The sequence below is a fragment of the Pseudomonas sp. NPDC087358 genome, from assembly GCF_044900785.1.
Classification (GTDB): Bacteria; Pseudomonadota; Gammaproteobacteria; order Pseudomonadales; family Pseudomonadaceae; genus Aquipseudomonas.
Map to the genome: position 1 here is coordinate 132,848 of NZ_JBJDOA010000013.1, position 20,024 is coordinate 152,871.

Sequence of the window (20,024 nt, forward strand, 5' to 3'; positions counted from 1 at the left end):
TTACTGTTTATGTCTGACATTCACGTCAGTCACAGAATTCCTACGGCAATCTAACGAGGTCGCCATGAACAGCGAAGAGCAAACCCTGATCGACGGCTTGTTTGGCAAACTCAAGCGGGCAGAAACCGATTCGGCCCCCCGCGACGCCCAGGCCGAGGCGCTGATCAAGGAGCACCTGACCCGGCAGCCCGCCGCGCCTTACTACATGGCGCAAGCGATTCTGGTTCAGGAGGTGGCGGTCAAGCAGCTGGAAACCCAGAGCCGTCAGCGCGACGAACAGATTCAACAACTCCAGGCCGAGCTGCAACGACTCAAGGCCCAAGCTCCGGCGCCTGCCCCGGCGCAGAGCAGCGGTGGTTTCCTGTCGAGCATCTTCGGCGGTGGCTCGCGCGAGCCACAGGCACAACAGCCAGCATCGTCTTTCTCGCGCCCCTCCAGCCCGCAGCCATCTGCCGGCGGCTGGCGTGACAGCGGTCCGGGCAGCCCGCCCCCGTACAACGCGCCACAGCAGGGCAACTATGCGCCGCCACCCCAGCAACAGGCCCCTGCCGCGCCGATGGGTAGCGGCTTCCTCGGCGGAGCATTGAAAACCGCAGCCGGTGTGGCCGGTGGTGTGATGCTGGCAGAAGGCATCAGCAGCCTGTTCCATCACAACAGCCAGCCGCAGGAAATCGTCGAGATCATCCAGGAGCAACCCGCGCAGCCTGCCAGCGATCACGACGCGGGTAATGGCGGTGGCGGTGGCTGGGGCGACGATCAGCAACGCGTCACCAGCAACGACAGTTGGGGCAATGACTCCGGCGGTTATGCCGACACCGATTACGGCAACGATGACAGTGGCGGCCTGTTTGGCGGCGACGATGACGATTCGTTTGTCTGACGGCTTGCACTCCAGGCACGTTGATCGCCTGTAGCCGCCCGGCTTGCCGGCGATGGCGTACCTCGGATCGCTGCGAGGTAAACCTGTAGGAGTGAGCGTGCTCGCGATTGGCCCGTACAGACGGCAGTGATGTGCTGGATGTAGTTTCGCTATCGCGAGCAAGCTCACTGCTACCGTCGTGAGTGGCGTACTGAAGTCTTCAATCCCCTCCTCAAACTGGCATACTGAGCGCCGGTCCGGTTTTCGGGCCCTTGTCGCTTGTCAGCGCATCGAGGAGTTCCGGTGAAAAGAATTGCAGTGTTCGCCGACGTACAGAACCTGTACTACACCGTGCGCCAGGCCCATGGTTGCCACTTCAACTATGCCGCCTTGTGGGCGGACATCAGCAAGCGCGGCCAGATCGTCGAGGCCTATGCCTATGCCATCGACCGTGGTGACAGCAAGCAGCAGCAATTCCAGCAGATCCTTCGCAACCTCGGTTTTACCGTCAAACTCAAACCCTACATCCAGCGCAGCGACGGCTCGGCCAAAGGCGACTGGGACGTGGGCATCACCATCGACATCATGGACGTCGCGCCCAATGTCGATGAAGTCGTGCTGGCATCCGGCGATGGCGATTTCGATCTGCTGCTCGAGCGCATCATCAGCAAGCACGGTGTCGAGGCGGTGGCTTACGGCGTGCCGGGCCTGACCGCCAACTCCCTGATCCGCGCCGCCAGCCGCTATGTGCCGATTGAAGGTGGGTTGTTGCTCAAGAATTGATCCGTAGTCAGGTGCGCATCGCGATGACGATGCCGCCCATGATCATTGCTACGCCGATGAAGTACTGGGTCTGGAATTTTTCGCCGAAGATGAAGTGACTGCCAATGGGCACGATGACAAATGCCAGTGCCATCAGCGGGTAGGCTTTGCCCAGATCGATCTTCTGCAGGACCCAGACCCAGGCAATCGTGGTGACGCCATAAAGCGCGAAGGCGGCGAACAGGGTCGTCAGGGTGGACGGGTCGAAGAGACTCCCGCTTTTATGCCAGGCTGCGGCGCTCAGCTTGAAAAGAATCTGGCCACCGGCGATGCCTGCCACGCACAACAGTGCCACGAAATAGATCACGTCATTGCCCTTGTCTGGTTGAACGGGAGCGCTTTTTCAGCAGGTGAATGGGGCGTTTGGGCGTCGAGGAAATGTCGTAGCCCAGGAAAGCGAGGAGAAATTGCGTGCCGATGATGATCGGCAGCGCTGCGAGCATGACCGAGCCCGCTGGCGTCGGGGTGTTAGTCCGGGCAGACTCGATCCAGTGCCCGGCCCCGAAAAACACACCGGCAGCGACGAGCAGCAAGCCCAGAGGCAGTTCAAGGGAGGCAAGCGACATGTTGCGCAGGTAGTAGTTGTAGAAGATACGCTTACCGAAGTTGCGCGCGTGCTTGACCAGGAACTCCCCGACTATTTTCGAGATCTTCAGGTTGCTCTCTTCGTCGCCGTATTTCGCGTCCATGGGAATGTCGATGACCACCGCACGCAGGGTGTTCAAACGGAACAGCATGTCTGTTTCGAAAAAATAGCGGCGGCTGATCTTATGAAACGGCAAATGCCTGATCACATCAGTGTGAATGGCGGTGTAGCCGTTGGTCGGGTCGAACAGATCCCAGTACCCCGAAGAAAGTTTAGTCATGAACGACAGGGCGGCATTGCCGAACAGTCGGATCTTCGGCATTGCGCGGATTTCTTCCAGGTCGAAAAACCGATTGCCCTTGGTGTAATCGGCCTCGCCCTGGATGATCGGGGACACGAAATCCATGATCAACGCCGGGTCCATCTGATTGTCGCCGTCAATCTTGACGACGATGTCCATATCATCTGCCAGCGCGGCCTGATACCCGGTCATGACGGCGCCGCCGACTCCCTGATTCTGCGGATTTCTGACTACCTGAACGCGTTCGTCGGTGCAGTTTTGTTCGACAAATTGCCCGGATCCCTCAGGGCAGCAGTCATCGACCACGTAGATTCGACAGACTTCAGGGCCAATCGCCGAGATAACGTTTAATATGTGCGCTCGAACTTTGTAGCTGGGAATGACAACGGCGATTTTAACCGCCGCAGAGAATTGCTTGCTTCCGTGCATCAGTGGAGTCTCTCTGGTTATTGGATAGTTGAAGCAGGCGGATGGTAATGGGAAACGCACAGCGCGTCACCCGCCAAACCGCCAGAGACTTCAGGGTTTCCCTCACTTCGTCCCCCCTCTCGAGTCCAGCAGAAACTACCGTTAAAGGCCCGTATTGAATGGAACGCATCGCCGTCATCGACTTTGAAACCACTGGCATCTCCCCCAGCAACAGTTGCCGGGCGACCGAGATTGCCGTGGTGATCATGGAGCAGGGCGTCATCGTCGAGCGTTATCAAAGTCTGATGAACGCCGGTGTGCGCATTCCGTCGTTCATCGAGTCGCTGACCGGGATCAGCAACAGCATGCTGCGCACTGCGCCGCCGGCAGAGCGGGTCATGAACGAAGTGGCGGAGTTTGTCGGTCTGACCCCGCTGGTGGCGCACAACGCTTCTTTCGACCAGAAGTTCTGGGACTACGAGCTGTCTCGGATCAAGCGCAATCGTCAACAGAGCTTTGCCTGTTCGATGCTGTTGGCCCGACGCCTGATGCCCAGCGCACCCAACCACAAACTCGGCACACTCACCTCCTGGGCCGGGTTGCCCAACACCGGCAAGGCTCACCGGGCCATGGCCGACGCCGAGATGGCCGCCAACCTCACCGTTCACCTGACTCACGAACTGCGCAACACCCACGGCCTGGTCGGGGTTTCCCATCAGCTGCTGTGCACACTGCAAAAGATCCCGGCGAAGAAAATCGCTGAAGCGATCATCAAGCACCGCAGTTGTTGAACTCGACGTCAGCGCGCGGGAAAAGTGTACGGGTCGAATAAACTTCAGTTGTTACTGACATGACCGGCCCGGACATTCTTAGAATCATTCCAATAATAAATTTCAGTCTTTGAGTCTTTCATGCCTGCTTCCCGCCGCTTTCCCTTGTTGCTCATCGGGGCCTTTTTCGCACTGTACGTGATCTGGGGTTCCACCTATCTGGCCATTCGCATTGGCATTGAAACCTGGCCTCCGCTGATGATGGCCGGTGTGCGATTCACCATCGCTGGCTCTATTCTGTTCGCCTTCATGCGTTTTCGCGGCGCGCCCATGCCCACCTGGAAGCAGTGGAAGGCAGCGGCAATGATCGGTTTCCTGCTGCTCGCCTGTGGTAACGGGGCGGTAACGCTGGCCGAGCATGCGGGCGTGGCTTCCGGGGTCGCGGCGCTGGCCGTGGCCGTGGTGCCACTGTTCACCCTGCTGTTCGGGCTTATCTGGGGCCATCGCAATACGCGTCTGGAGTGGGCGGGGATCGTGCTCGGCCTGATCGGTATCGCGCTGCTCAACCTGGGCTCGAACCTGCAGGCCAGCCCGATGGGCGCGGCGATGGTGATCTTCGCTGCCGCGGCGTGGGCCTTCGGTTCAGTGTGGAGCCGCTACCTGCCGTTGCCCCCTGGCCCCATGGCCAGTGCCTGCGAAATGCTGGCGGCGGGGGCGATGATGCTGATCGGCAGTTTCGTCAGTGGCGAGCGCATGACGCAATCCCCCGGGCTCTCCGGCTGGCTGGTAATGGCCTATCTGGTGGTGTTCGGCTCCATCGTCGCCTTCAGCTCCTATATGTACCTGCTGAAAAACGTAAGACCAGCCGCGGCCACCAGCTATTGCTACGTCAACCCAGCGGTCGCGGTGTTGCTCGGCGTCTCGTTTGCCGGCGAACACATTGGCGGGCCGGAAGCCGCCGCGATGGCTGTGATCATCAGCGCCGTGGTGCTGATCGGCTTGCCGCAGTGGCGCAAGCAGAAACCGGTGCAGAAAGGGTAAACTGCGCGCCATTGTCTATCCACAGACCCTGTGCGCTGACCTTTTTTCCAACGGTATTCCCATGACATTCGCCTCTCTCGGCCTGATCGAACCCCTGTTGCGTGCCCTCGAAGCACTCGGCTACCAGACGCCAACACCTGTTCAGGCCAAGGCCATCCCGCCAGTGCTCGAAGGCCGCGACCTGATGGCGGCTGCCCAGACCGGCACCGGCAAGACGGCTGGCTTCGCCCTGCCGCTGCTGCAACGCCTGACCATGGAAGGGCCGAAAGTTACCGCCAACTCGGTGCGCTCACTGATTCTGGTGCCCACTCGAGAGCTGGCCGAGCAGGTTCACGAAGCCATTCGCCAATACGCCGAACATCTGCCGTTGACCACCTATGCGGTCTACGGTGGCGTGAGCATCAACCCGCAAATGATGAAACTGCGTCGCGGAGTTGACGTGCTGGTGGCCACCCCGGGTCGTCTGCTCGACCTGTATCGCCAGAACGCGGTGAAGTTTTCTCAGGTCCAGACCCTGATCCTCGACGAAGCTGACCGCATGCTCGACCTGGGGTTTTCCGAGGAACTGCGCGACATTTATGCCGCGCTGCCCAAGCGCCGTCAGACGCTGCTGTTCTCCGCCACCTTCTCCGATCAGATTCGCCTGCTGGCCGGGCAGATGCTCGATAACCCGCTGAGCATCGAAGTCAGCCCGCGTAACGTTGCCGCATCGACGGTCAAGCAGTGGGTGGTGACCGTGGACAAAAAGCGCAAGAGCGAGCTGTTCATCCACCTGTTGAAAAAGCAGCGCTGGAGTCAGGTGCTGGTGTTTGCCAAGACCCGCGTGGGTGTCGATCAGCTGGTTGATCGTCTGCAAGGCTTGAGCCTCAACGCCGACGGCATTCACGGCGACAAACCGCAAGCGACTCGCCAGCGTGCGCTGGATCGTTTCAAGGCCGGTGAAGTACAGATTTTGGTCGCCACCGACGTCGCCGCGCGCGGGCTGGACATCGACGACCTGCCGACCGTGGTCAACCTCGACCTGCCCATCGTTGCCGAAGACTACATCCACCGCATTGGCCGCACCGGCCGCGCTGGCCAGACAGGCGAAGCCATTTCCCTGGTGTGTGCCGACGAGGTCGACCAGCTCAGCGCCATCGAAATGCTGACCCGTCAGACCCTGCAACGCAGGGAAGAGCCGGACTTCATTCCAGAACACCGGGTGCCTGTCACCGATGCCACCGGCCAGATTCTGAAGAAACCGAAAAAGCCCAAGAAGCCGAAAACCAGCGGCGGTGGCGGTAAACGCAACCTGGGCAAGTGGGTCGACAGCGGCGAGACCGCAGCAGAAGTACCGGCGGCCAAGCCTGTGAGGAAGGTGCCGGTATTCAACACCGGTCCGCGCAAGCGCAAGCCTTGATCCAGTTTGGGGTCTCCTGTTTTTCAGAGCAGACCTCATGCTGCTGATTCTGGCGGCAGCCCGTGGCAGCCAACGCCAACGCCCTGGACACAAATGGCTGCCAAAGCATCAGCAGTTCGATGCGGCTTCGGGCACCTGACCCGCTCAATGCTTGTTCAAAATGTCCTGATACAGCGCCGCATACGAGGCGACCATCTTCTGCGCAGTGAACACTTCTTGGTAACGCTGCGCAGCCTTCACGCCCATCCGCGCTGCCAGTTCCCGGTCATTCCATAGCGTGCTCATGGCTGCAGCCAAGGCACTGGAGTCCCGTGGTGGAACAACCAGACCGGTTTCGTCCGCGATGTTGATGAACGTTGTGCCGCTGCCCATCTCGCAGGAAATCATCGGCTTGCCATACATGGCACCCTCCAGCAGCGATATGCCGAAAGACTCGGAACGCAGATGGGATGGGAACACGAACGCCTCGCACAAGGTGAGCAACGCATTCTTGTCCTCGTCGGCCAGGCCACCCAGGAACGTCACATTGTTCAGACCCAGCGCCCTGGCTTTCTCCTTCAACTGCGCCTCTTCATAGCCACCGCCCATGATCACGACAGGCAAGCGGGTCTGATGAGCAGCTTCGAGCAAAAAATCGAGGCCCTTGTAATAGCGCAGCGCACCGACGAACAGAAAAAATCGCTCGCCCAGCTGCTGCTTCCAGTGCGCCAGACGGGACGCAGACGGAGCAGGGTAGGTGGCTCGATCAAGGCCATAGGGAATGATCTCGACCTTATCCTTGAAACGCGTCAGCACTTCACTGCTCGCCGCATAGTTGGGCGACGACGCGACGATGCGGTCAACGCTGCCGAGGAAACGGTTCATCAACGGGGTATACAGCTTGAGCAGCGTCTTCTGCTTGACGATGTCCGAGTGGTAACTGACCAGCGACGGTTTCTTCAGGCGGGTCGCGAAATGCGCCACATCCATGTAGGGCCACGGGAAGTGGTAATGCACGATATCGACTTGGGCGGCCAGCTCCCTGAAATCACGAATACCGGACAACGACAGACCCGTAGACGCAATGTAGAGGTCTTGCCTTGAGCGATGGATGACGTGATTGCCGACCCTCTCATTGCGCGCCGAGCCGTTGGCACTCAGATAAAGCACCTGAGGTTCGATCCCATACGCCGCGCTGCCCTGCGACAGCTGGAAAATCACCTGCTCGATCCCACCTCCCGGCGTCTCCGGAAAGTAGGTTTTGAAGAAATGTAGAACTTTAATCATTGCCATCCCGAGCATACGAGTACAGGGGCACGACCCATGTCATGCGCAAACCGGGCACACAAAGCGCAGGGCCTGCGCCTCTGGCTTGGTCAACATGCCGCGATTGTCTTGGAGGGGTTGCCGGTCGTCCTGCCTTGAAGACAACCGGCGGGGCAGCTCAGGCGCTGCCAACCGCCAGCCGATGTGATCAGTTGGCGCGTCCGTAGACGTCTTCGAAACGCACGATGTCGTCTTCGCCCAGGTAGTCGCCGCTTTGCACTTCGATCAGCACCAGGTCGATGACCCCCGGATTGCTCAAGCGATGCTTGTGACCGGCGCGGATGAACGTCGATTCGTTGGTGTTGAGCATCAACTCCTGATCGTCATTGACGATCACCGCCATGCCGCTGACCACGATCCAGTGTTCACTGCGGTGGTGATGCATCTGCAGCGACAGCGAGCCCTTGGGCTTGACCACGATGCGTTTGATCTTGAAGCGATCACCGTTTTCCAGCGTGGTGTAGGTGCCCCAGGGGCGGTGCACGGTACGGTGCAGCACGTGCAGGGTATGTCCGGCCTTTTTGAGCTGGCCGACGATGTGTTTGACGTCCTGGGCATGATCCTTGTGCGCGATCATCAGGGCGTCAGGCGTGTCGATCACCAGCAGATCCTCGACCCCGACCAACGCGGTCAGGCGATCTTCGCTGTTGACGTAGTTGTTCTTCGCCCCGTGGGACAGCACTTCGCCTTCAAAGCGATTGCCGTTTTCGTCCTCTTGGGTGAGTTCGCTGACAGCGTTCCAGGAGCCGATATCGCTCCAGCCGATGTCGCAGGCTACGGTCACGACCTTGTTGGAACGCTCCATCAGCGCGTAGTCGATGGAGATGTCCGGCACTTCGGCAAAGGCTGTCGGGTCCAGCGCAAGACAGCGGTAGCGATCGGCCTTGGTCAGGCGTGAGCGTTCGATGGCGCTGGATGCGGCGCTCAATACGTCTGGCGCATGGTTGGCGAACTCTTCGAGGACGGTCCCGACCTTGAAGCAGAACATGCCCGAGTTCCAGAAGTAATTGCCGGCAGCGAGATAGGACTCAGCCGTTTGCAGGTCTGGTTTTTCAACAAAGCGAGCGACTTGCAGGCCGCCGTTCACGTCGATCGGGGCGCCTGCTTCGATATAGCCGAAACCGGTTTCCGGGTATTGGGGTTTGATGCCGAACGTGACAAGGAAGCCTCTTTCCGAGAGCTGCACTGCCTTGGCAACTGCTTGGGCGAACGCAGTTTCGTTCTGGATCAGGTGATCGGCAGCGAGAACCAGCATATGCGCGTCTGCACCGTGCGCTTCTTGCAGCTGCAGGGCCGCCATGGCGACGGCGGCGGCGGTGTTGCGGCCAAACGGCTCGAGAATGAAGCTCTGGGCAACGCCGGAGGCATTGATGCCCCGATATTCGTCTTCGGTCTTAAACAGCAGTTCACGGTTGGTAACGGTAAGAATTTCCGACACACCTTCCAGCGCTGCCGCGCGCAGGAACGTCTTCTGTATCAGGTTCTGCCCGTCCGGCAACGTCATGAACGGCTTGGGGTGGGCCTCGCGAGAAACGGGCCACAACCTGCTACCAACACCACCAGACAAAATTACGGGTATCAATCCCATGTTTTTCAAATCCTTAACGTGCCATAGGGTGGCAATCTGGAATAACGACAATCAAGCGAGCCAGCGGCACTGTCCATCGTGCTCAGGTCTGTGAAGTCACAGAGCCGAAGCCACCCGTTTCAACCGGTTTCACGGGACTTCGCCGAGTTCTGAAGGGCTGCAAGAATACCAGAGAACCGCCGCCGAAGCTGCCCGGGCTTAGGCGGCCCGCGCCGGTCAATCAGGCCGCCCATGAGGCTGGCGATCCCGTCGCAACTGAGCCCCTCGGGACGCTGGGCGGCGGCGGATCAATTCAACGAAGGCCTGTGTTGTAGCATTTCGAATTGATGTTCCCCCGGGCAGAATCCGGTCGGAAGCTTGAGGTCACGGCGTTCGCGGGCCAATAAGCCGTCTGGCGCTGGACACACTTGCTATGAGGAGTTGCCGGAATTGTTTCTTTCGACCTTCGACCAGTCGCCCAAGAATGAAAACCGGAATGAGAATGCCGGCATACATCAGCGCCCGCTGAACGGGATCGTAAAAGTCTCTCGTCTGTCCCAGTAGCGCTTGCCAGAAAAACAGCAAAGGGTAGTGGTAGATATACAAACTGAAGGTGTAGGCGGCCAGATGCCTGACGATGACTGCTGGCCGTCCATGGGCGCCGGAGCGAGAAGACAGGCCGAGTTGGCGCGCCGCAAACAGGTGCGCGGCGACGAGAAATGCAAGCAGATAGCCCCAGCCAAAGTTCGCAGCGCCGTCCAGGCCGTGTCCCAACAGGCGTTCCACCTGCATGCCAGCCAGCGGGTAGGACCAGTCGCGCGGGTTGCTCAATTGGATGACAAAAAACAACACCACGGGGCACAGGCATATCCGCCACAACGCCTTTCTGGATAGGGTGAAGCCGTCCCGGTATCTGTACGCGGCTACCCCGGCCAGCCATATTGGCAGCATCAACCACTGCTTCGGCCCGGTAACAAGCAGTGCGGCCAGAACCATAACCACGCGCCAGCGCCCGCGGCTGAATATGGCCAGACCGTAGAGGATGTAGCACCACACCTCGAACGCCAGACTCCAATACGGGCCGTTGCCAAACGGGCGGATATCGTCCCACCAGAACTCATTGGTAAAGGAAACCGTCCTGAGCACGTAATACAGCGGGCGTTGAAGTTGTGTTGCCTCTGGATAGAGCACCGGGTTGACCTGACTGCCCCATGCCATCAATAACAGCGACAACAGCACGGCCACCACCGCGACAGGCATGATCCTGGCAATGCGGTTGATGCTATAGGTAAGACCGTCCCGCTCCTTGGTGTCTACAGCGTGGCTGATCACATAACCTGACAGCACGAAAAACACGATGACCGCGTCATAACCGAAGTTGAATCGGTCAGTGATTGCCGCCTGGCTTGCAGTCAGTGGATAGTGCGACAACACCACGACAGCGGCTGCCACGACGCGAAGCAGATCCAGATAAACCGAAAAAGCAGCTGGCATCTTGGTTGTCATGACATTGCTCCCTGCACTGACATAGTGTTCGCCGTATCACGCTGTTCAAGTAGTGATCTGAAACCGAGGCCGGGTGAGGCTTGTGCGTTCAAGCCCCACCCAAATCAGGCGCTGTGCATACCTTATAGCGCTGGCTTGCTCAAGACATCCATGTAGAAGCGCGTTTGCAGTGCAGCATGGTCGCGGGTCGATGCCGCGGCGGTTGGCGGGTGGTACGTGTCGTAGTGGATGGTCTTCAACCTGAGCTCTTCCACGTTGCCGATTTCGAAGAACTCATAGTCGTCGCGCAGGTTGAACTTCATGTAATCCACAAAGGCGAAGTTGCGGGAGATGATCATGCGTCGGGAAAGCTCGGCCACTTCGCTGCAAATGGCAGACGCCTCTTGCCCGACCTCGCGGTAGGGCAGCCAGGAGAAGTCCACGCCAGCGATCGCCCTGTACATGGACGCATCATCGACGCTGCCCATGAAGAAAGTCCGCCCGAGCACCTTGTGTTTTCTCGCCAGCCCTACCAATTGATCAATCTGCGAGGTGTCGGACTCTTTGATGGCGGAAGGGTGCAGACCTGAAAAGATCAGCAGCTTGTATTCTTCCGGTAGCCGGGCCATACACTTGATGGCGTAATCGAAACCCTTATAGCCGCCAAAGAAACCGAAAACACCCACCAACTTGCTGTCGTTATCCAGGCCCAGGCGATCGATCAATGTCTGTCGGCATGATTCATGGCTATAACCGGACTTCTCGACTTCGCTGGTGTAACACAGCGGGTGGCACTCGACGTTCTGCAATTTGAAGCGCTGCTGGAGAACGCGCTTGGTGGTATCGGTATGAACGATCACCTTGATCTTGTTTTTGCGGATGTAGTCGAACAGGCCCAGCTCATAGCGTGCAGTTTTGCTGGTGCGCCATTTTTTCGCGAAGTCCACCAGCGTCGAACGCGGACGCAGCAGCAGGCGCGGTAGCGATGGAAACGTGGTCTCTGCCGAGGTCGACCGGCTGAAAACCGTGTGGAAAGTGATGGTGGTATTGCTGTTGGCGGCCAGCAGTCGCTTGATCCGTGCGATGGACAGGCTGATGGAGTCCGAAAACAGCCCGTACTCACACTGGATCGACACAGCGTCGAATGACTTCAGTTGCTCGCAGATGCCGTCGATGAACCGATCGCCCTCGGCATCGGTAGCGCCAAAGCTTTTTTTCAGATCCTGCGGAGACAATTCAAATACCGTGACGTCATTGTCCGACGCAAAGTTGCGGTGCAAGACTTCGGAGAACCGCGCGATGCCACATTCAAGCTTGTAAGTTGAAACAATCGCAATTTTCATGGCGGTCACTCAATAGGGAAGTCTTCGACAATTTTTCCGTGCTCAAGCCTTATGCAGCGGTTGCACACGCTGTTGATAAGGTCCGGGGAATGCGAGGCGAGCACCAGGATTGCGGCATTGGAGGTCATTTCATGCAGGCGTTTGTTGGCCTGTTCCTGAAACTGCGCGTCACCTACTCCCAGCCACTCATCCATCAGAATGATGTCCGCCGGGAACGCGGTGGAAATGGAAAACCCCAAGCGCACCAACATGCCTGAAGAGTAGGTGCGCAATGGCAGTCGCAGGTAATCGCCCAGTCCTGAGAACTCGGCAATGTCTTTCACGGTTTTCTTGATTTCTCCGGGTTTGACGCCAAGGATCGCGCCGCGCAGGTAGATGTTTTCGTAGCCTGTGGCCTCAACCTCCATGCCCAGTGTCAAATCCAGCAGGGAGGTGACTTTGCCCATCGACTTCAGCGTGCCGAGAGTGGGCCAGTAGACTTGGGCCATCACCTTGAGGAACGTGCTTTTGCCGGAGCCGTTGTGCCCCAGCAGCCCGATCCGTTGCCCGGGCTGAATGTCCAGGCTGACATTGTCGAGCGCGCGGATGGTCAGGTGATGCTGCGGCGTTTCGCCGATACGACCGCCGGTCACCCAGGATAACGCATCTTTTTTGAACGAGCGGTGCGAGACATCCAGGATCGGATAATCGACCGTGACGCCTTCTGCTATCAAGTAGGTCATGTCAGAGCCAATAAGGAATTTTTTTGCGGTTCAGAAACAGTGCGCTGAGTGCACCAGCCCAGAGCACGACACCCATCAGGAGTACCAGTGCAGCAGACTCGAACGGGAAATGACCGTTGAGCATCGGCTCGCGTATCAGGTCGATCAGATACACGAATGGGTTGTATTCGATCACTGCGCTAAGACCGGCCAGCTGATCGGGATGCCACATCACTGGCGTGACGAAAAACAACAGTTGCATCCCGCTGGCGATCATCGGCAGGACGTCGCGATAACGTGCGCATGTCACGCCCAGCAGTGCCGCCAAAGGGGTTAATACAAACATCACCAGCGCGATGCCCAGGATTGAAGTGAGCAGGCCATAGACAGTGAGATAGCCATACCACATCAATAACGGGATCAGGATGACCCAGCTGTGCAGGAAGATCAGCAAGTTCCTGAATGCCACGCGCATGACGTGGGTAAGGATAGGCATGCTGATCTGCTTGATGATATGACCGGAGTTTATAACCGCGCTGGCGCCTTCATTGACGAAAGTGACGATGAAAGTCCACGAGATGATCCCGCACGCCAGAAACGGCAGGTAATCCTTGAGGTTCAGATTGAGCAGTCTGGAATAGACCAATCCCAGGCCGACGACAAATAGAAGTGAAGTCAAGGTGATCCAGAATGGACCGATGATCGAGCGCCGATACCGGCCTTTGACGTCGTGCAATGCTAGCAGATACCACGCATGCCAGCCGTCGCCAAAGGTGGCCAGCTCTCTCTTTAAAAATTCCGCTTTCGTCACAGCTTTCCCTCATATTCCCGATGTGCATTCTTGGTCGGTCACGTGGCGTGATTGAGTCCAACGACTCATCCTCCTGACCTGACTTTGCAACCAGGAATAGCGTTCAAATAGTTCCAGGGTTGGCTGGGCTACATCCAGATCAAATCCATCTGTGGCTTGCCTTTACCAATCCATTGATAACTCGGCGCGTTACGTTGGTAGATGCCTGGCGACAACTTGGGCGCCACGCTTAGAGCATCAGGCGCGGCGCATTATACTCAGGCTCTCCAGAGCATAGGATAAAATCTCTGCTCCAAAGTTCTATCAGCGCCGTACTGAGACCGTTTTGTTATAACCGACAAAGCCAATCGGTCTGAGCCGTAGATCTGTCGTCGCTTGCTTTATTGACCCCGCCAATCCCCCCGCCGCCATTGTCTTTTCCCCGCCAACCCCTCACCATCGCTTTCCGGTTTTTCCGTTTGCCTGATGGACTAAACGCATTGGCAGTACGTTCAGCTCACAAGCGCCCTGGGGTCTGGTTGCTTCTGGCGCTTGCATTGGCATGCACGGCGTGTGCCGGGTATCTGAGTGCGGACTGGGACTTCTCCCTGATCAGTCGTCGTGCCGAAGCGTTGTACGGGCCTTTGGGTGCCGGGCGACAGCGGATCGATGCCTGGCAGAACCTGCTGGCGACGCAGAAGCAGGTCAGTGAGATGGACAAGCTGACGGTGGTGAACCAGTTCTTCAACAAGCAGATGCACTACGTGGAAGACATCGACCTGTGGCACGAGGTCGATTACTGGGCCACGCCCGTGGAGTCGTTGATCAAGGGCGCGGGAGACTGCGAAGACTACGCCATCGCCAAGTATTTCAGTCTGCGCCGGCTCGGCGTGCCCAGCGAGAAGCTGCTGATCACCTACGTCAAGGCCTTGCGCCTTAACCGTGCGCACATGGTCCTGACCTATTACTCAAGCCCCAACGCGATGCCGTTGGTGCTCGACAGCCTGATCAACGAAATCAAACCCGCCAGTGAGCGACAGGACCTGCTTCCGGTCTACGCCTTCAACGCGGATGGCTTGTGGCTGCCGGGTGCGCAGGGCAACAAGAAAGTGAGCGATACCAAACGTCTGTCCCGTTGGCAGGACGTGCTGAAGAAAATGGCCGCCGAAGGTTTCCCGGCCGAGCCTGAGAATTAGGAGTTCTGATGTCCCTGTTCAAACAGCTGTTGATCGCCATCTGTCTGTTTCTGGTTGTCGCGTTCGCCGGCAGCTTTGTCGTCAGCCTGGAAAGCTCGCGGGCGCAGTACGTCAACCAGTTGCGCTCCCATGCGCAGGATGCGGCGACTTCACTGGCGTTGTCGCTGACCGCCAACATCGACGATCCGGCGATGGTCGAGCTGATGGTCTCGTCGATCTTCGACAGTGGCTACTACGCCAGCATCCGCGTGGTCGATCTGGCGACCAGCCAGGTGATCGTCGAGCGCAGCGCAACCCCGGACAATCAGGGCGTGCCGCAATGGTTCATCACATCCATCGGGCTGGAACCGGCGGGGGGCGAGGCGATTGTCAGTCGCGGCTGGCAGCAGGCGGCGCGGGTGGAAGTCGTGAGCCATCCGATGTTCGCCCTGGCCAAGTTATGGCAGAGCGCGTTGGGCAGTGTCGGCTGGTTGCTGGTGTGTGGCGTGGTCAGCGCATTACTGGGCGCGTTGTTGCTCCGGCGTCAGTTGCGTCCGCTGGATGACATGGTCGCGCAGTCTCACGCGATCGGTCGTCGGGAGTTCACCAGCATCAAGGAGCTGCCGCGAACGCCGGAGCTGCGTCGAGTGGTGCAGGCCATGAACCAGATGGTCGAAAAGCTCAAGGCGCTGTTTCAGGAGAGCACCGAGCGCAGCGAGAAGCTGCGGGTGGAGTCTTACCACGACAGCCTGACGGGGCTGTCCAACCGTCGCTATTTCGACATGCAGCTCAAGACCCATGTCAGCAGTCAGGAAGAGGAGCGGGCCGGTTATCTGCTGCTGTTGCGGGTCCAGGATCTGGCGGGGCTGAACCTGCGTCTGGGCGGCAAGCGCACCGATGCATTGTTGATCGCAGTCGGTCAGCTGTTGCTCAAGCACTGTGAAAGATTTCCCGAAACCCGCAACCTGATCAGTCGCTCACGCGGTGGCGAGTTTGCGGTGCTGGCGCCGGGCATGGTTCGCGAGGAGGCGCTGGAGTTGGCGCATGATCTGGAGCTGGCGCTGCGCGCACTCGGTGCCACCGGCGCATCCGACATGACGCCTGTCGCCCACATGGGCCTGGCGCCTTATACACCGGGCGACGCACCCCTGACCCTGCTGGGTCTTGCCGATCAGGCGTTGTCCCAGGCCGAAACCCAGGGCGAGCAAACCTGGAGTTGCATCGAACACGGCGCCGTCACCAGTCTCGGTGATGACCACCATACCTGGCATCGCGTGCTGGACGAGGCGTTGAACACCGGCGGCTTCGAGCTGTTTTTCCAGCCCGTGGTCGAGACCCGCGATCACAGCCGAGTGCTGCACTACAAGGTGCTGTCGCGACTGGTCAGCGAGCAGGGGCGCACCATCGCCGCCGGGCGTTTCCTGCCCTGGATCGAACGCTTCGGCTGGTCGAGTCGGCTGGACCTGTGGATGCTCAGACAAGTGCTGGCGCACCTTCAGACCCACGACCAATCCCTGGCCTTGAACCTGTCGGCGGCCACCCTCACTGATCCGCAGTCACTGGAGCAGGTGTTCGAATTGTTGCGTCAGAACCCCAGGGTCGGTTCGCGGTTGACCTTCGAGATCGGCGAAGAGCAGTTGCCCGAACAAGCCGTGCTGGAACAACTGACCCGCCGCCTGCAATCAAAGGGCTTCTCCCTCGCGCTGCAGCGTTTTGGTGGGCGTTTCAGCATGATCGGCAACCTGGCGCACCTGGGCCTGGCGTACCTGAAAATCGACGGCAGCTACATCCGTTCCATCGACGAGGAAAGCCACAAGCGCCTGTTCATCGAAGCAGTGCAGCGCGCGGCCCACAGCATCGACTTGCCGCTGATTGCCGAACGGGTCGAGACCGAGGGTGAGCGGCAGGTGATTGCCGAGATGGGGATCGAGGGAGTGCAGGGGCGGTTGTTCGGGGATCCGGCGCCGTGGCAGTGATGAGTGCTGCCTCTCGCTGCGATGATGGCACTGTGCGCGGCGATCAGCGGTCATGACGACCGCACAGTAATTCCTACCGTCTGTCGCATGTCAATCCCGATACGTGGGAGGACATAAAATTACATTCGCCAGCGCAGCCGGGCGCGCCGGCAGTTTTCTGGCTCGACGCAAGCTCGGCTGTAATTGGAAAAGCGCTGTAGACCCCGGTTCTAAAGGCCTTCAGGCGATCCGGCAGCGTTTTTGCATCGTCCTGTGATGCCACCGTTTACTCCGCAAACGGCCGCGGAAATCTCCTACATGGCGCTTGGAAAATACCTGCGACCTTAAACACCTTTTCATTTGTCAGGGATAGTGGCGATGTTACACTCGCGCGCTTTTCCTGATACCCATTTGGGCAGTATTCAAAATATGCGCAGCACACATGAAAACAGCTTGCAGGCTGCCTTGAAATCTTGCAGGAGCAGTTTCATCTCGGTCGGCTTTTTCAGCTTGTTCGTCAATGCGCTGATGCTGGTCCCTACCTTTTATATGCTTCAGGTCTACGGGCGTGTCGTCACCAGCGGTAACCTCACGACGCTGACCATGCTCACATTGATCATGACCGTCCTCGTCATCACGATGGGTTCTCTTGAGTGGATTCGTTCCCGGATCATGGTCCGTGTGAGCACCCGCCTGGACGTGTTGCTCAGCCGCGATGTCTACAAGGCAAGTTTCAAGCGCGCATTGAGCACTGGCGGTATGGACGCCTCGGCCCAGTCGCTCAATGACCTGACCGGTCTGCGTCAGTTCATGACCGGCAACGGCCTGTTCGCCTTCTTCGACGCCCCATGGCTGCCGATCTATGTCGCCGTGATGTTCATGTTTCACCCGTGGTACGGCTGGGTGGCGATCGGCAGTGCCATCGTCCTGCTGATCCTGGCGTTCCTCAACGAACGCTTCACCGGCAAGGCGCTGGGTCAGGCGAACAAGGAAAACATCGCCGCGACGCTGTACACCACCAAGAATCTGCGTAACGCCGAAGTCATCGAATCGATGGGCATGCTCAACACGCTGATCGAGCGTTGGAGCCGTCGTCAGCGCAATGTGCTGTTGCTGCAATCGCACGCCAGTGACAAGGGCGGCGTCATCAGCTCCATCTCCAAGACATTCCGCATGCTGATCCAGTCGTTGATTCTGGGTCTGGGTGCTTACCTTGCGGTCAACCACGAAATCAGCCCGGGCCTGGTCATTGCCGGTTCCGTGCTGCTGGGTCGTGCACTGGCGCCGATCGACTTGATCATCGGCAGCTGGAAAGGCTTTATCGCCGCCCGTTCGCAATACGACCGCCTGAACGACATCCTCGACAAGCAGAAGGCCGAACCTGAGCGCATGTCGCTGCCGGTTCCGCAGGGCAACATCCTGGTCGACAACCTCATCGTCGGCGCGCCGGGCTCCAAGACCCCGATCATTCGTGGCATCAGCTTTGCCGTGCCGGCGGGTGCGGTGGTGGGCATCATCGGTCCGAGCGCTTCGGGCAAGTCGACCCTGGCGCGCGCCTTGATGGGCGTGTGGGCTCCGCAGCATGGCGTGGTGCGTCTTGACGGCGCCGACATCGCCAACTGGGACAAGCACGAACTGGGTCCGCACCTGGGCTACCTGCCGCAGGACATCGAGTTGTTCGAAGGCAGCATCAGCGAGAACATCGCGCGCTTTGCCGACGTTGATCCTGAGCTGGTGGTCAAGGCTGCCAAGACCGCAGGCGTGCACGAGATGATCCTGCAGCTGCCTGAAGGCTACGACACCGTGATCGGTAGCGACGGCGTCAACCTGTCGGGCGGTCAGCGTCAGCGTGTCGGTCTGGCACGTGCCATTTATGGTTCGCCGCGCCTGATCCTGCTCGACGAACCGAACTCCAACCTCGACGAGGTGGGCGAGCGAGCCCTGGCTGCGGCCATTCTGGAACTCAAGCAGACCGGTGCGACGATTTTCGTCATCACGCACCGCACGACGATTCTGTCTCAGCTTGATCGCCTGTTGGTCATGAGTGCCGGTGGCATCAGCATGTACGGCCCGCGCGACCAGGTGATGGAAGAGCTCAACAAGCAACAGATCGCCGCTCAACAAAAAGCCCAGGTTGGGACAGGCGCGACCGCTCGCGCCTGACAGGAAGATATCGATGACCCGCACGCTCAGTATTCAACCCGATAACTTCTCGGACCTCCCGACCTCGGACCACAAGACCCGTCGCCTGGGCTTCGGGATCCTGTTGGTCACCTTCGGCATCTTTGGTGGCTGGGCGGCATTCGCCCCCATCGACGGCGCGGTCTACGCACCGGGTGTCGTCACCGTACAGGCCTACCGCAAGACCGTTCAGCATCTGGAAGGCGGTATCGTCAAAGACGTGCTGGTGCACGACGGTGACATCGTCAAGAAGGGTGATCCGTTGATCGTGCTCGACGATGCTCAACTGCGCGCCGAATACGACATGAACCACAACCAGTTGATCGCCGCCAAGGCCATGGAAGCGCGCCTGCTCGCCGAGCGCGACGACCTGCCCAAGATCAACTTCGGGTCGATGGCCGAGGCCGATACCCCGCGTGGCATCGAAGCGCGTGCGGGTGAAACCCAGGTGTTCAACGCCCGCCGTGGCGCTCGTCTGGGCCAGATCTCGGTCTTGCAGGAACGTATTGGTCAGCTTAACCAGCAGATCAAGGGCACCGAAGACATGATTGGCACCAAGAACAATCTTGAAGGTTCCTACACCGGCGAGATCGGTGACCTGCGTGATCTGTTGGCTCAGGGTTTCGTCGACAAGCAACGCATGCTCGAACAACAGCGCAAGCTGGACATGCTCAAGTCGGAAGTGGCGGATCATCGTTCGACCATCACCAAGACCCGCCTGCAGGTCAACGAGACTCAACTGCAGATCCTCCAGATCAACAAAGACTTCAACTCCGACGTCGCCAAGCAGCTGGCTGAAGTGCAGACCAAGGCTTACGACCTGCAAGAGAAGACCGCAGCGCTGGCTGACCGCCTGACGCGCATCATCATTCGCGCCCCGGATGACGGCATGGTCATCGGCATGACCGTTCACACCATCGGTGGTGTAGTGCGTCAGGCCACGCCGCTGCTGGACATCGTGCCGTCGGTTTCCGATCTGGTGGTCGAGTCCCAGGTTCCGCCGCAGGACATCAACCGTGTGGCCATCGGCAAGTTTGCCGACATCCGTTTCAGCGCCTTCAACAGCGCCACGACGCCGGTGATCGAAGGCGTCGTGCAGAGCGTTTCTGCGGACCGTCTGACCAACGAGAAGACTGGCCAGCCGTACTACCTGGCCCGCGTCAAAGTGACCGAAGCCGGTGCGCACAAGCTGGGCGACCGCAAGTTGCTGGTGGGTATGCCTGCCGACGTTCTGGTCAAAACCGGTGAGCGCACCATGCTGCAATACCTCTTGCAGCCTGCACGTAACGCCATCTCGCAATCGATGATCGAGGAGTGACTGTGCGTCTGTTTCCAT

General features: G+C 59.0%; 17 protein-coding genes. 9 read left to right on the forward strand and 8 right to left on the reverse strand.

Features of this window, described 5'->3' with window-relative positions:
• The first annotated feature begins 64 nt into the window (after positions 1–64).
• Positions 65–880 (forward strand): DUF2076 domain-containing protein, encoded by an 816-nt coding sequence (locus tag ACI2KS_RS24845; RefSeq protein WP_404623653.1) that lies wholly within the window; start codon positions 65–67, stop codon positions 878–880.
• A gap of 282 nt (positions 881–1,162) precedes the next feature.
• Entirely contained in the window at positions 1,163–1,642 is a 480-nt protein-coding gene (locus ACI2KS_RS24850; RefSeq protein ID WP_404623654.1) for an NYN domain-containing protein, read from the forward strand.
• A gap of 7 nt (positions 1,643–1,649) precedes the next feature.
• Here ACI2KS_RS24850 and ACI2KS_RS24855 read toward each other — a convergent pair whose 3' ends face one another.
• Positions 1,650–1,988 carry an EamA family transporter gene (locus ACI2KS_RS24855; RefSeq protein WP_404623655.1) on the reverse strand — a complete coding sequence of 113 codons (339 nt, stop codon included), beginning with the start codon at positions 1,986–1,988 and terminating at the stop codon, positions 1,650–1,652.
• 1 nt (position 1,989) lies between these two features.
• Positions 1,990–2,997, reverse strand: a complete 1,008-nt coding sequence (locus tag ACI2KS_RS24860) for a glycosyltransferase family 2 protein (protein ID WP_404623684.1) — start codon at positions 2,995–2,997, stop codon at positions 1,990–1,992.
• 158 nt (positions 2,998–3,155) lie between these two features.
• Here ACI2KS_RS24860 and ACI2KS_RS24865 point away from each other — a divergent pair, with 158 nt between their 5' ends.
• The 3 genes from ACI2KS_RS24865 to ACI2KS_RS24875 all read left to right on the forward strand — a co-directional run bounded on the left by ACI2KS_RS24865 (position 3,156) and on the right by ACI2KS_RS24875 (position 6,186).
• Entirely contained in the window at positions 3,156–3,767 is a 612-nt protein-coding gene (locus tag ACI2KS_RS24865; protein ID WP_404623656.1) for a PolC-type DNA polymerase III, read from the forward strand.
• 120 nt (positions 3,768–3,887) lie between these two features.
• A complete protein-coding gene (gene yedA / locus ACI2KS_RS24870) occupies positions 3,888–4,787 on the forward strand; it encodes a drug/metabolite exporter YedA (RefSeq protein ID WP_404623657.1) in 900 nt (299 codons plus the stop codon).
• A 61-nt stretch (positions 4,788–4,848) separates the two neighbouring features.
• Positions 4,849–6,186: a DEAD/DEAH box helicase gene (locus ACI2KS_RS24875; RefSeq protein ID WP_404623658.1), complete on the forward strand. Its 1,338-nt coding sequence runs from the start codon at positions 4,849–4,851 to the stop codon at positions 6,184–6,186.
• Between the two features lie 144 nt (positions 6,187–6,330).
• On the opposite strand, the gene ACI2KS_RS24880 is transcribed toward ACI2KS_RS24875, so the two are convergent.
• From ACI2KS_RS24880 to ACI2KS_RS24905, 6 genes are all read right to left on the reverse strand, one after another.
• The gene (locus ACI2KS_RS24880) at positions 6,331–7,452 is read right to left on the reverse strand and encodes a glycosyltransferase family 4 protein (protein ID WP_404623659.1); all 1,122 of its coding nucleotides are present in this window, start codon (positions 7,450–7,452) and stop codon (positions 6,331–6,333) included.
• A 187-nt stretch (positions 7,453–7,639) separates the two neighbouring features.
• Complete coding sequence (locus tag ACI2KS_RS24885; RefSeq protein ID WP_404623660.1) at positions 7,640–9,079, reverse strand: mannose-1-phosphate guanylyltransferase/mannose-6-phosphate isomerase; 1,440 nt, start codon at positions 9,077–9,079, stop codon at positions 7,640–7,642.
• A 363-nt stretch (positions 9,080–9,442) separates the two neighbouring features.
• On the reverse strand, positions 9,443–10,564 hold the full coding sequence (locus tag ACI2KS_RS24890) for an acyltransferase family protein (protein WP_404623661.1): 1,122 nt from the start codon (positions 10,562–10,564) through the stop codon (positions 9,443–9,445).
• A gap of 122 nt (positions 10,565–10,686) precedes the next feature.
• Positions 10,687–11,886 (reverse strand): hypothetical protein, encoded by a 1,200-nt coding sequence (locus tag ACI2KS_RS24895; protein ID WP_404623662.1) that lies wholly within the window; start codon positions 11,884–11,886, stop codon positions 10,687–10,689.
• A 5-nt stretch (positions 11,887–11,891) separates the two neighbouring features.
• Positions 11,892–12,608 carry an ABC transporter ATP-binding protein gene (locus ACI2KS_RS24900; RefSeq protein WP_404623663.1) on the reverse strand — a complete coding sequence of 239 codons (717 nt, stop codon included), beginning with the start codon at positions 12,606–12,608 and terminating at the stop codon, positions 11,892–11,894.
• 1 nt (position 12,609) lies between these two features.
• Positions 12,610–13,398 (reverse strand): ABC transporter permease, encoded by a 789-nt coding sequence (locus tag ACI2KS_RS24905; protein ID WP_404623664.1) that lies wholly within the window; start codon positions 13,396–13,398, stop codon positions 12,610–12,612.
• Between the two features lie 479 nt (positions 13,399–13,877).
• Here ACI2KS_RS24905 and lapG point away from each other — a divergent pair, with 479 nt between their 5' ends.
• From lapG to ACI2KS_RS24925, 4 genes are all read left to right on the forward strand, one after another.
• On the forward strand, positions 13,878–14,573 hold the full coding sequence (gene lapG / locus ACI2KS_RS24910) for a cysteine protease LapG (protein ID WP_404623665.1): 696 nt from the start codon (positions 13,878–13,880) through the stop codon (positions 14,571–14,573).
• 8 nt (positions 14,574–14,581) lie between these two features.
• Positions 14,582–16,528 carry a cyclic di-GMP receptor LapD gene (gene lapD / locus ACI2KS_RS24915; RefSeq protein ID WP_404623666.1) on the forward strand — a complete coding sequence of 649 codons (1,947 nt, stop codon included), beginning with the start codon at positions 14,582–14,584 and terminating at the stop codon, positions 16,526–16,528.
• A gap of 408 nt (positions 16,529–16,936) precedes the next feature.
• Positions 16,937–18,670, forward strand: coding sequence for a type I secretion system permease/ATPase (locus ACI2KS_RS24920; RefSeq protein ID WP_404623667.1), 1,734 nt, complete (start codon positions 16,937–16,939; stop codon positions 18,668–18,670).
• A 13-nt stretch (positions 18,671–18,683) separates the two neighbouring features.
• Positions 18,684–20,006, forward strand: coding sequence for an HlyD family type I secretion periplasmic adaptor subunit (locus tag ACI2KS_RS24925; RefSeq protein WP_404623668.1), 1,323 nt, complete (start codon positions 18,684–18,686; stop codon positions 20,004–20,006).
• The last annotated feature ends 18 nt before the right edge of the window (positions 20,007–20,024 follow it).